Raw genomic sequence first — 12,159 nt, 5'->3', positions numbered from 1 at the left:
GCTGCAGGGGTGTAGCTCAGCTGGTAGAGCATCGGTCTCCAAAACCGAGGGCCACGGGTTCGAATCCTGTCACCCCTGCCATTTTTCCGGAATACGCCAAGCGCCTGAAAAGGCTCAGGTTTCCCTGCGAATCAAAACGGCGTGGTACCCTGCCGTGGCACCCCGTCGCGGTCTTGATATCGGCACCATGAATCAGCGCGACTCTTAGTGCAAGAGCGTCAGCCGCCGAAATCATCACAAAAGGCCAGCTTCCAATCACTCTCCTTCGAGAAGTGTTGTCGTGCGGGCCCGGGCGTAGGAAGCGGCGCGCCACTCCCCGCCCAGCGTGCACCAGCCCGGTCCCGGAACTTTCGCAAGAACGCGGTTGCAAATGCGAATGACTTGCATTAGCGGGCGGTGAGATTGTGTTCAGGGAGCCCCAATTGAAACCTTTTCTTCTTGCGACGACGACTACGTTAGCGCTCATAACTGCACCGCCTGCCTACGCGCAGGACCGTTCAGCCCAGACCGGCGATCCTACCGACGAAGCGGACGAACAAACGATCGTCGTCACTGGCGCGCTCACGGACTTTGGAGCGACAAAATCCGATACGCCGATTGTGGAAACAGCTCGTTCGATTTCGATCGAAACCGAGCAGGATTTCGAGGAGAAGGGCGCTCAGTCGCTGGATGATGCCCTGACCTATTCAGCTGGCGTCACAGCCGAACCCTTCGGCTTTTCCACCCGCGGCGATTTCGCGCAGGTGCGCGGTCTCGATGCGCCGGAATATCGCGACAATCTCCAGTACCTGTTCGGGTTCTACAACACGACCCGGCAGGATATTTACACGTTGGAACAGGTCGAGGTCCTGAAGGGGCCGGCATCGGTGCTCTACGGCGCTGGTTCGCCCGGCGGTATTATCAACGTGGTGACCAAGAGGCCGCACGGCGTCACGGAAGGCGAAGTACGGCTCGATTACGGTAGCTTCGACCGCAAGCAGATCGCGACCGATATCAATATCGCTATCCCCGGTGCGGAAGATCAGGCGCAGTTCCGGCTTGTGGGCATCCTGCGCGATGCCGACACGCAGATCGACCAGGTGAGTGACGATAAGCTCGTCATCGCGCCCGCGCTTACCCTGCGGCCCGCGACCGGCACCGAGGTGACGATCCTTGCCAATTATTCGGAACAGCGATCCGATACCGCGCACCAGTTCCTGCCGGTAACGGGGACACTTTTCCCGACCGCCGACGATCAGGAGATCGATCCGTACACATATCATGGCGCGCCCGGCTTCAATGCTTATGATACGGAAAGCTTCGCGCTTACCCTGCTTCTGGAACAGCAATTCAACGACACATTCTCGTTCGAGGCGGTTGGGCGCTACGTCGATTCACAGGCCGATTATCGGCAGGCGTGGATCGCCTTTCAGGGTAATGGCGTTCCGCGCATCGACGAAAACGGGGACGGGGCGTGGACCTATTATCTGGCCGACAACCGCAGCGAACAGCTCGCGCTCGACGCACGCCTGCGCGGCGAATTCTCCACCGGGCCGATCGAACACGAATTGCTCGTTGGGGTGCAGCGCCAGGACGTCTTCACCGATTCCGACACCGCCTACATCTTCAACGGCGGCACGTTGAACGCCTTCGATCCGCAGTATCAGGATGTGCTTAGCGTCGAAGAGGTTCGGCAATTCCAAGGCAACGGTCCGCGCAATTACGTGGATTCGACGGGGTTCTACATCTCGAACCAGATGAGCTGGGGCGCGCTTGTCGCCAATGCGGGCGTGCGGTTCGACAGCGTCGACAACCGGGTGGAGAACGGATCCACGCAGAAGGACAACGCCACCAGCCTCAGCTTCGGGCTGCTATGGCGCGGCCCTGCGGGCATTTCTCCCTATGTCAGCTACGCCGAGAGTTTCGAGCCGGTGGTCGGCATCGACACGATTACCAATCAGCAATTGCTGCCGCAGGAAGGGCGCCAGTACGAGGCAGGGATCAAGTGGCAGCCGACTGGCATCAATGCTCTTGTCACGCTGTCTGCGTTCGACATCGAAGTGTCCAACCTGCCCAATCCCAATGCTCTGGTCGGCGGCAACAGCCAGCAGGAAGGCGTCTCGAAGGTCCGCGGCATCGAGTTCGAAGGCAACGCGCTGGTCGGGGGACTGCGGCTTGATGCCAATGTCAGCTATCTCGATGCGGAGGATCCGAACGGCTTTGCGCTGACCTCGATTGCCGACTGGCAGGCCTCGCTGTTCGCCCTGTATAATTTCCGGGGCGCGCTCGACGGGCTCAGCCTGGGTGGCGGGCTGCGCTATGTCGGTGGGAACGAGAGCAACGGTATCTCGGCAATCGATGGCAACCTGCTGACCTACCGGGTCGATGGGCGCACCGTGGGCGATCTGTCGCTCGGCTACGATTTCGACCGGTTCGCATTCCGGCTGACTGCACGAAACATCACCAACGAGGAATATTTCGCAGTCTGTCTGGTACGTGGAGACTGCTTCCCGGGCGAGAAGCGCAGCATCAACGGTTCGCTGACGGTCAGCTTCTGATGGAAGTCGACGCCCCTTTCTGGATAGCGGCTGCGCTGGCGATTGCCGGTGTGACCGTGCTCCGACTGTCCTGGGGAAGGGCGGACCGCTCGACCGTGCTGAATATCGGCGGCTGGACCACGCTGCTGGCGGCGCTAGTCGTTGGCGACAGCGCGGCAGGCGAGTGGGGCGTAGCTGTTACCGCGCTTGTCGCAACCTTCGCGGCCTGCGTGGCGCTGGCCTTCGCGGCGGCACAACCCGCCCGCAAGGCACGCGCGAAGACAATCAGGACGAGCCACCGGGGAAGCAGCGAGGTTGCCGTAACTCAGCGATCCGGTTGGGTGACCTTCGTCATCGCCGGCCCGCTCGCGCTGGTTGCGAGCCTGCTTCTCGCGCTAGCCATCAGGGCCCTCATCCTAATGGCCGGGGGTGCGGAGGCGGACGGCAACGTCGCCGTGCTCGCCACCGTTCCGGTGGCATGGCCCGTCCTTACTTTCGCCCTTCTGATGATGACTTATCGCACCCGGCAATTCGCCTGGGTTGCCGGCATTGCGGCATTATCAGCGCCCTTCCTCTTGCTGCAAGGCGGTCCGGCATGACCATAGCACTCTCCAAGGAGACGGTTCGAAAGGCGATCTCCGCCCATTCGGCCTTAGGGCTTGTGTGCTGCGCTCTGCTCTACCTGATCTGCGCTACCGGCACGGCTATCGTGCTGTACGAAGAATGGCAGCGGTTCGAACAGCGCGATGCGCCCGAGATGACGGCAATTGCGCCCGCCGCCATCCAGCGCGGGATCGAGAACGTGCTTGCGACAGAAAGCGACGGGCCGACCACGACCCATCTCTACGTCCATCTGCCGACGGAAGATCTGCCGCGCACGACGATCACCACCGATACGCAGGCGGTACACATTGACGAGAGCGGCAGCATCGCGATGCCGGAAGAGAATGCCTGGGCTGAATTCCTGCTGGCTCTTCATTATCGCCTGAACCTGCCGGCCGTAGTCGGCATGTCGCTAGTCGGACTGTTCGGCGCGATGTTGGTCGCGCTTACCATCTCCGGCATAGCCGCACATCCGCGCATCTTTCGCGACGCCTTTCGCCTCCGTGCGCGGCGGGGTGACGATGTCGCCACGCTGGACTGGCACAACCGGCTGGCTGTCTGGACGATACCCTTCGCCCTGGCGATTGCGCTGACGGGAACCATGATCGGTCTGTTCTACATTTCGGGGTCGGGTCTTGCAGCAAGCGCCTATGGCGGCGACAGCGAAGCCGCGCTTGCTCCGGTCTTCGGCGGCGAGCCCGAAGGCGACGCTTCGCCCGCGCCGATCCCGGATGTGGCGCCGGCGCTTTCCTACATGGTGCGCGAATATCCCGAGACCCGCCCCTATTACGTCATCCTGCATGATCCCGGCACGGCGGGCCAACACATGCAGATCGTTGCCGAGCACCCGCGCCGGCTGATTTTCGGCGAGTATTACGCATTCTCCGGCGACGGCGAGTTCCACGGCACGGCGGGAATGGCGGACGGAACCGTCGGCCAGCAACTAGCGGCTTCCACCTACAATCTGCATTTCGGCAACTACGGCGGGCTTCCGGTCAAGATCGCCTACATCCTGTTCGGGCTGGCGATGACCATCGTGGTGGCGACCGGAACGTTCATCTGGCTCGACAAGCGTGACAGGGCCGGCAAGCCATCCACTTATCTGCGGGCAAGTTGGTGGGGCCTGGTCATAGGCGTTCCCGGGGGCATGGCAGCGACCCTTATTGCGCGCCTGACGCTCGGCAACGATGCGCCATTCATCGCGATATTCTGGGCAGTTGGCCTGCTAACAATCGGGTTGTGGTTGATTAGAACCAAACGGACGCAGACGACCTCCATAAATCGGGATGGCGCAATTCTCGTTAAATAGATGTCATTTTTTGAATGCGCTGAACGAACACCTTTCGACTGCATGAGGTCTGGGGCTCAGCCCCGCCAATTGTCCGAACATGGCCAAGTATCTAAGGCTCAGATTCCCCTGCGGTCTAGGATTGCATAACACCCTGTTGGGGGCGACCAGTTACGGCGCTGATATCGGAGCCGTGAACTGGTTCGATTCCAAAGCGAGTAAGTCATTAGTTACGCGACTGGCGGCTCTAACTACCGCCACGTTAGCTAGCTCAGTGACAAGAGGTTCGCGAGGATAGCGGTAACGGCCAATTGCGCCTGTATCATCAGGGATGGGCTGTTGCGTCATCCCGGGGATTCCATCTGGGCCCGTTGCATCGCCGAGAAGCTTGGCACCTTGCTGTCATTTTCGAGCGCACCGCGACGGACAATGCCGAGAATGAACTCGATTCCGCACGTTTTCACGTAAAAATGAGCGAGCAGCTTCCTCATTTCCGCTTTGGAAAGTGAATGAAGAAAATCGGCTCCCTCGTGCTCAATCGAGGCAGCGAGATCCGACCAAGCAAGGATTACGATGTCCTCGTCATCATTGTCGGGGTCGACGCGGGCGACGAGGAAATCCTCGACCTTGCCCTGCATCGCACCATCCTGCGCGGCCATCTCGCTTGCGCCTAACCGCAACGTAAGCGCTTTGCCGATATCATCGTGATCGTCGGGTGGAAGCACGTGTAAGCTGGCGTGCATAGCCTCAAGCCGATCGCGCTCGACCAGCATCTGGCGCCGAAAAATTTCGGCCCGCTGCGCGGCAGTGAGGCCGTCACGCGCCATGTTGCTTACAATGCCCATTGCGACCCTCTCGCAGATCAAGGTCAGCGCGGGCGCGAGCAGGGCCGCCCGGCGCCGGCTGGTTGTCTTGAGCGAGAGACGTAGCCGGAAAGGTTTATCAGCCCCTAAACGTATGAGTTTACGGTAGTAATACGTGCCCTGCTTGCGGGTGACGTTCTGAATGCCACACATATGTCGTGGTCTCCTTCCGTGGCACCCTGCCGTGGCGAACCATGGCAGGGCTGGAATGGGAAACGAGCGCTTTCAGATACTTGGACGATTTCCGGCAGGGGTTCCTGTCACCTCTGCCAATTTTCCGATATGGCTCAAGCACCTGAAAAGCTTCAGGGTGCCGTAACTCCTTTCCGCAGCCACCCCCGCCTGCGCGCGGGTTTGCCGGATTTCATCACCCGCCGCTTGAACAGCCCCGCGCCCAGCCGGATGAACGACACTACGCACAGCGCTTGCCACGCCAGCGCCATCGCGTGCGGCCATAGCGCCTCGTCCAGCGCGGCGCGGGCCAGCATGGCAAAGGGGGAGGAGAGCGGAAACACCATCGCCAACGTCTCCATCGCCGATCCCGGCGCGGTCAGCACATAAGTGGCGAAGAAGAATACCAAAATCTGGAACATGGTGACGGGCATCGACAGCGTCTGCACCTCGCGCACCGTGGTCGCCAGCGCGCCGATGGTGAGAAAGATGGAGCCGAGCAGAAGATAGCTCATGGCGAAATAAATAACGCCCAGCGCTACGAACGCCGGCCACCCCACGCCCGGTGTCGGCAGCACGGCGGGGCTGGCACCGGTGGCGAGCGCGAAGAGGCCGAACCCGCCCGCCCACACCGCTATCCCCACAAAACTGATCCCCAGCATGGCGAACAGCTTGCCCATGAACACCGCGTCCATGGGAATAGCGGCAGCAAGCACCTCGATGATCTTGTTGGCTTTCTCCTCCACCAGATTGGAGAGCACCATGCCCGCCAGGATGATGGTGAGCAGGAACAGCAGCAGGAGCGCGCTCTGCGCGGTAGCGATCCGGTCCTGCCGGGCGGTGGCACTGGTGCGCTCCACCACTTCGGTCGAGACGGGGGCCTGCGTGACGGCGCCCTCGACCGCGGCCTCCGCCGCGATGAGGCCGACGGGCCCGCCCAAGAGCGCGAGCTGATCGCCCGGCCCCGTCAGATGCGGTGCCGCGGGGGTGCCGGAAATCACCGCGGCATAGCTCCGCGCGCCGTTTTCTAGGATGGCGCGCGGATCGCTGGCCCCATCTGCATCCAGCGGGACGAGATTGGGCACCACCATCGGCAAGCGGGCGCGCAGGCGCTCGGCCGCCGCTGTCATGCGGGCGTTGTCCGCCGGGGCCATCGCCAGCGCATAGCTCGTCGCTTGCGCGCTCTGCTGCACCTGCCCGCCGATATTGCCCGCCAGATTGCCCACCGCCAGCGGAAACAGCGGGCCTAACAGGAAGAAGAAGAACGCGCGGCTGAACAGGATTGCGTTGAAATCACGCCGCGCCACCACCCAGGCTGCCTGGATCGTGCTGAGCCGGGAGGAGGCGTGCAACTCATTCATCGCCGGGCCCCTTCCTTGGTTTCGGCCAGAGCCCTCGCCGCCGCCTCCCCTGCGATGGCGACGAAGGCATCGTGCAGCCCGGCGCGCTCGATCGAGAGCGAGAGCGAGAGCACGCCCGCCTCCCCTTCGATCAGCGCGCGGAGCAGCGACTCCGTCCCGGTGTCGGACCCTTGCGGATCGGGGAGCGGAAAATACCAGAGATGACTGCCGCTGGCCCTGGCATCGTGGCGCGCGCCCATGGGCAGGGCGGCACGCCAGCGGCCATCGGCCCGCGCGGTTTCCAGCCTCACCTGCGCCGGGATGCGGTCACGCGCGGCGTCCACCGATCCGGCATAGGGCACGCGCCCGCCAGCAATGATGGCGACATCGTCGCACAGGCGTTCGGCGTGCTGGATCACATGGGTGGAAAAGATCACCGTCACCCCGTCCGCCGCCAGATCGCGGATCAGCAGTTCCAGCTTGCCCTGATTGATCGCGTCGAGCCCGCTGAACGGTTCGTCCAGCACCACCAGCCGGGGGCGGTGAACCAGCGTGCCCAGCAGTTGCACCGTCTGCGCCATGCCCTTGGACAGCTGGCGGATCTGGCGGTCGATCGCATGGCCCAGTCCGTGCCGCTCTAGCAATTCGCGCCCCCGCGCCCGCCCTTCCTTGACCGGCAGGCCGCGCAGCGCGCCCAGGAAGCCGATCGCCTCGTCGCACCTCATCGCCGGGTAGAGCCCGCGTTCTTCGGGCAGATAGCCGATGAGACGCGCGATCTCGTGCGGGCGGTCGTGCCCGAATACGCGGCGCACGCCCTCGTCAGGATCGATGATCCCCAGCAGCATTCGCAGCGTGGTGGTCTTGCCCGCGCCGTTGGGGCCAAGGATGCCGTAGATCGCACCTTCGGGAACGGCTATATCCACTCCGTCCACCGCCAGCGTATCGTCGAACCGCTTGACCAGCCCGCGCGCCTCGATGGCCAGCGGGCGCTCGGCTGGCTGGCCAGCCGCGGAGTCGGGTTCGGGGTCTCGCATCGCGAGCACAGCCTCGGTAAGCATGGGCGGGTGCATAACGACCGGCAATGAAGAAGGGTGACAGCAAGCGTGGTTAACGGCCCGGAAGGAGCGGCTTTGAAGGACGCGCTACGCGCCGAAGCGCTGCGGCTGGGCTTTGCCAGCGTGGGCTTCACTGCCGCCGAAGGACACGCCGGGCAGGCCGCGCGGCTCGACGAATGGCTGGGCGAAGGGCGCCACGGCAGCATGGAATGGATGGAAGGCCGCCCCGTGCAGCGCGCCAGCCCTCAGGGCCTGTGGCCCGAGGCACGCAGCGTGATTGCGCTGAGCATGAGCTATGCGCCGGATGTCGATCCGTTGGCGCTGGCGGACGATGCCGAGAAGGCGCGCATTTCCGTCTATGCGCAGGGTCGCGATTATCACGATGTGGTGAAGAAAGCGCTGAAAGCACTCGCCCGCTGGCTGATCGCGCGAGAGCCCGACAGCGAGCTCAAGGTCTTCGTCGATACCGCGCCGGTGATGGAAAAGCCGCTGGGGCAAGCGGCGGGCATCGGCTGGCAGGGCAAGCACACCAATCTCGTCAGCACCACGCATGGCAGCTGGCTGTTCCTGGGCGCAATCTATTCGACACTGGATTTTGCGCCGGATACGCCGCACGCCGACCGCTGCGGATCGTGCCGCGCCTGCCAGGATGCGTGCCCCACCGATGCCTTCCCCGCGCCCTATCGGCTGGATGCGCGGCGCTGCATTTCCTACCTCACCATCGAGCACAAGGGGCCGCTGCCGGAGGAATTCCGCGCCGCGCTGGGCAACCGCATCTACGGCTGCGACGATTGCCTGGCGGTGTGCCCCTGGAACAAGTTCGCCAATGCCGCGCAGGCCAACACCAAGCTTCTGCCGCGCGATGACCTGGTCGCCCCCGATCTGGCGGCGCTGCTGGCGCTCGACGATGCGGCGTTCCGCGCGAAGTTTTCAGGCAGCCCGATAAAGCGTATCGGGCGCGACCGCTTCGTAAGGAACTGCCTCTACGCGGCGGGCAACAGCGGAAGGCCCGACCTGCTGCCCCGGGTCGAAGTGCTATGCCGCGATCCCGACCCAGTGGTGCGCGATGCGGCAGAATGGGCGGCCCGCGCGTTGACCAACCTCTAGAGGTTACCGGGCGGTCACGCAGAAAGACGGCAAGCATATACTCTGGCCGAAAGTCGAAGATTTTGGTTTGGCAACCGTGATCACTCGTTCCTGTGAAAACCGTTATCAGCGACTGACTTTTTGAAAATTCACTTTTAACCGGCTTACAGAGCTTTACGGTGCGGATTACTGGCTTGTCACGCGGCGGCGCCGTTTCTCAGGCTGGCGCCAAATGCGTCGATCTTCTCGGGCGGCAAGGGCCGGCTGATCAGATAACCCTGCACATGGGTGCATCCCAGGCTCTTCACGTGGTCCAGATGGGCCTCCGTTTCGATACCTTCCGCCACGACGCCCATGGACAGATCCTTGCCCAATCCCACCACCGCGCGAACGATTGCTCTCGCCGCCGGCGAGCTTTCGATATCGGCGATGAACTCCTTGTCGATCTTCACCTTGTCGAAGGGAAAGCGCAGGAAATAGTTGAGCGCCGAATGGCCGATGCCGAAATCGTCCATCAGGATCTCTATACCAAGGCCGCGCAGTCTCCTCAGTTGTTTGAATGTCTGTTCGGGATGCTGGATGACGATCCGCTCCGTCACTTCGAGCAACAGCCGCGAGGACGGAAGGCCCGATTCCTCGAGAGCGGCGCTGACGTGGCCCACCAGCGCCCCCGAATGAAACTGCATCGGCGATAGGTTCACCGCCACGCGGATGTCGGACTGCCAGCCCGCGGCATCCACACAAGCCTGTCGCAGCAACTGTCGGCCCAGCTCCTCGATCAGCCCGCTGTCTTCCGCGACAGAGATGAACTGGTCAGGGGGTATCGCCCCGCGCTTGCCGTGTTCCCATCGGGCCAGTGCCTCCACGCTCGTCATCTCGCCCGTCTCGACGCAGATGATCGGCTGGTAGTGCAGCGTGATCTTACTTTGCTCGATCGCCTGGCGAAGATCCCCCTCCAGCCTTTGCCTGTCGCGCAGGGCGGTATCCATGTCGGAGTTGAAGAAGCAGGTCGTCCCACGGCCTTCCGCCTTCGCGCGATAAAGCGCCAGGTCGGCATTCTCGCGGAGTTTTTCTACTCTCGTGCCGTCATCAGGATAGAGCACCACGCCGATCGAGGCGCCCAGATGCGCGCTGACCCGGTTCGATTGAATGGGCCGGGACACGATCTCGATTATCGCCTTGCCAAGCCGCGCAGCGCGCTCGCGCAAGCCAGACCCCGTCAGAAGCACCACGAATTCATCGCCGCCGATACGCGCGACCTCGGCCTCTTCATCCTCCACCGCTTCGAGGAGCCGCCGACTGACCTCGGTGAGAACATCGTCGCCCACCAGATGGCCGAACTGATCGTTTACCGCCTTGAACCTGTCGAGATCGATGCTCAGCATCGCAAAGGGCTGTGCCGCGCCCACCAGGCGCTGCAGGCTGGCGAAATAGCTGGATCTGTTGAGGCACCCTGTCAGCGCATCATAGTGCGCCAGGCGGTGTGTGACCGCTTCAACCCGGCGCAGCTTGGTCGTGTCTTCCGAAATCCCGAGCAGATATTGCCGCGGTCCATCGGGGCCATCGACCAGCACGCGCGTCGTTTTCAAATCGACCCTGGAACCGTCGTCACGGGTAAATGTGCTTTCGAAAACTGTCGGCGCACCCGCGGTAACGGCGGCGCTGTCGCGCGTTTCGAAGTCTCTCCCGATGTCCGGAAACAGTTCCCCGTCAGTCCGTCCGATCATATCCTCCGCACGCATTCCTACGAGGTCCTGCGCTTTCCGATTGACCAGCAGATACCGTCGGGTTTGCGCTTCTTTCACGAACACCATGACCGGCAGGTTCTCGACCACGGTATCGAGGAAAGTCCGGCTGCGGCGGCGATCGTCTTCGAGCTTTTTCCGATCGGAAATGTCCCTGATGATGGCCGCGAAGCCCGGGTCCACACCTTCGTCGCCCCAGCGCGCGACTGACATTTCCACCGGAATGAGATGGCCATCCTTGTGGCGCGCCTGCAATTCCACCACCGCGCCCTCCGCGGCCGGTCCCGCGCGACTGACAGCTGTCAGATTCCCCATGTCTTGCGCGGGAAAGTCGGTGGGCACGATCAGGCTGGCACTTTGACCCACGATCTCATCGCGGGAATAGCCGAAGATGCTTTTGCCCGCTGCGTTCCAGTAGAGGATGGTGCCGTCCTTATCGGCGGCGACCACCGCGTCTGACGTCGCCTCGACCACCTTGGCCATCATTTCTCCCGTCTTGCGTTGACGGCGAGTCAGGACAAAATCGGTAGCCAGCCGGGCGCATTCTTCCAGAATTGCCCGGTCGTGTTCGTCGAACTTCTCTCGGGGGCGGGAGTCGATGACGCAAAGCGATCCGAGGCACTGCCCTTCTTCCGTGAACAGCGGAGCGCCGGCATAAAACCGTATTCGCGGGCCGTCGGTGACCAGCGGATTGGACGAAAACCGCTCGTCCTTGGCCGCATCGAGGACGACGAAGATCTCGCGCAGCGCGACCGTGTAAGAGCAGAACGCGACATCGCGAGGTGTCTCGGAAAACGGTATGTTATGGCGCGCCATGAACCACTGGCGCGTGGAATCGATCAGGCTGAGCGCTGCGCTTTCCGTACCCGCTGTGCGCGCAAGGATGCGTGTGACCCGGTCAAGATTGCGGTCCGGCTCGGTGTCCAGAACCTCCAATTCCCTCAGAGCGCCAAGCCGCGCCGCTTCGCCGAGGGCAGATTGAGAAAACAGGTCCATTGCTTCGCCTTAACAAGCGTAGCTTACCGGTTCGTTAGCCAAGTTTCAATTTACGCGTCTCCGCGTAAGGAATGGTCCCTCGGAAAGCGGATGGGTTCGAACAAGTCTAAAGCATTACCGACGCCGGTGCGGATGAACACGACCACCGTCGTGAGGGTAGGTGTTCCGATTACCCAATTCCGCCTGCGCGCAATTGATAATCACTCCGATAATCACTCTGAATTGTTCTTTGCCTATCGGGCATCGCTTGCGTGCGAGAGCCGCTGGACAGCAGCGACCGTTGGGCATGTCTCGCTGCCGGGTTCGCTTAAAAAAAGCCCCGCCGTGTGGGCGGGGCAAGGTGACACGCATCTGCGCGCCATTGGTCGTGCAGATAGATACGCACGAACGTCCAATTGGATGCACGGGCATTGCCATGCCGGACCATGATGGGGCGGTTCGCTCGATCTTCTTTCGCGTTTGCCAGAGTGTGGGCGGGCGGCCCCGCGGCGGCCCT

9 protein-coding genes and 1 tRNA gene are annotated in these 12,159 nt (G+C 62.5%); 6 read left to right on the top strand and 4 right to left on the bottom strand.

Features of this window, described 5'->3' with window-relative positions:
* Positions 1–5 precede the first annotated feature (5 nt).
* The 4 genes from ACFDTG_RS14520 to ACFDTG_RS14505 all read left to right on the top strand — a co-directional run bounded on the left by ACFDTG_RS14520 (position 6) and on the right by ACFDTG_RS14505 (position 4,428).
* Positions 6–81, top strand: a tRNA-Trp gene (locus ACFDTG_RS14520).
* 341 nt (positions 82–422) lie between these two features.
* Positions 423–2,537 carry a TonB-dependent siderophore receptor gene (locus tag ACFDTG_RS14515; protein WP_375291725.1) on the top strand — a complete coding sequence of 705 codons (2,115 nt, stop codon included), beginning with the start codon at positions 423–425 and terminating at the stop codon, positions 2,535–2,537.
* A complete protein-coding gene (locus tag ACFDTG_RS14510) occupies positions 2,537–3,115 on the top strand; it encodes a hypothetical protein (RefSeq protein ID WP_375291724.1) in 579 nt (192 codons plus the stop codon). The genes ACFDTG_RS14515 and ACFDTG_RS14510 overlap by 1 nt, the downstream gene beginning before the upstream one ends.
* Complete coding sequence (locus tag ACFDTG_RS14505) at positions 3,112–4,428, top strand: PepSY-associated TM helix domain-containing protein (RefSeq protein WP_375291723.1); 1,317 nt, start codon at positions 3,112–3,114, stop codon at positions 4,426–4,428. Before ACFDTG_RS14510 ends, ACFDTG_RS14505 begins: the two co-directional genes overlap by 4 nt.
* A gap of 323 nt (positions 4,429–4,751) precedes the next feature.
* Here ACFDTG_RS14505 and ACFDTG_RS14500 read toward each other — a convergent pair whose 3' ends face one another.
* From ACFDTG_RS14500 to ACFDTG_RS14490, 3 genes are all read right to left on the bottom strand, one after another.
* Complete coding sequence (locus ACFDTG_RS14500; RefSeq protein WP_375291722.1) at positions 4,752–5,423, bottom strand: hypothetical protein; 672 nt, start codon at positions 5,421–5,423, stop codon at positions 4,752–4,754.
* Between the two features lie 152 nt (positions 5,424–5,575).
* On the bottom strand, positions 5,576–6,802 hold the full coding sequence (locus ACFDTG_RS14495) for an ABC transporter permease (protein WP_375291721.1): 1,227 nt from the start codon (positions 6,800–6,802) through the stop codon (positions 5,576–5,578).
* A complete protein-coding gene (locus tag ACFDTG_RS14490; protein WP_375291720.1) occupies positions 6,799–7,815 on the bottom strand; it encodes an ABC transporter ATP-binding protein in 1,017 nt (338 codons plus the stop codon). Before ACFDTG_RS14490 ends, ACFDTG_RS14495 begins: the two co-directional genes overlap by 4 nt.
* Positions 7,816–7,911: 96 nt before the next feature.
* Between ACFDTG_RS14490 and queG the strand changes: the two genes are divergently transcribed.
* Positions 7,912–8,943: a tRNA epoxyqueuosine(34) reductase QueG gene (gene queG, locus ACFDTG_RS14485; protein WP_375291719.1), complete on the top strand. Its 1,032-nt coding sequence runs from the start codon at positions 7,912–7,914 to the stop codon at positions 8,941–8,943.
* A 176-nt stretch (positions 8,944–9,119) separates the two neighbouring features.
* Here queG and ACFDTG_RS14480 read toward each other — a convergent pair whose 3' ends face one another.
* Entirely contained in the window at positions 9,120–11,663 is a 2,544-nt protein-coding gene (locus tag ACFDTG_RS14480) for an EAL domain-containing protein (protein ID WP_375291718.1), read from the bottom strand.
* 132 nt (positions 11,664–11,795) lie between these two features.
* Between ACFDTG_RS14480 and ACFDTG_RS14475 the strand changes: the two genes are divergently transcribed.
* Positions 11,796–12,092, top strand: coding sequence for a hypothetical protein (locus ACFDTG_RS14475; protein WP_375291717.1), 297 nt, complete (start codon positions 11,796–11,798; stop codon positions 12,090–12,092).
* Positions 12,093–12,159 lie beyond the last annotated feature (67 nt).

Origin of the sequence: Qipengyuania sp., assembly GCF_042095715.1 — a bacterium.
In the GTDB taxonomy this organism is placed as follows: domain Bacteria; phylum Pseudomonadota; class Alphaproteobacteria; order Sphingomonadales; family Sphingomonadaceae; genus Qipengyuania.
The sequence above is the reverse complement of the archived record's forward strand: the minus strand, read 5'-3'. Positions and strand labels throughout refer to the sequence as shown.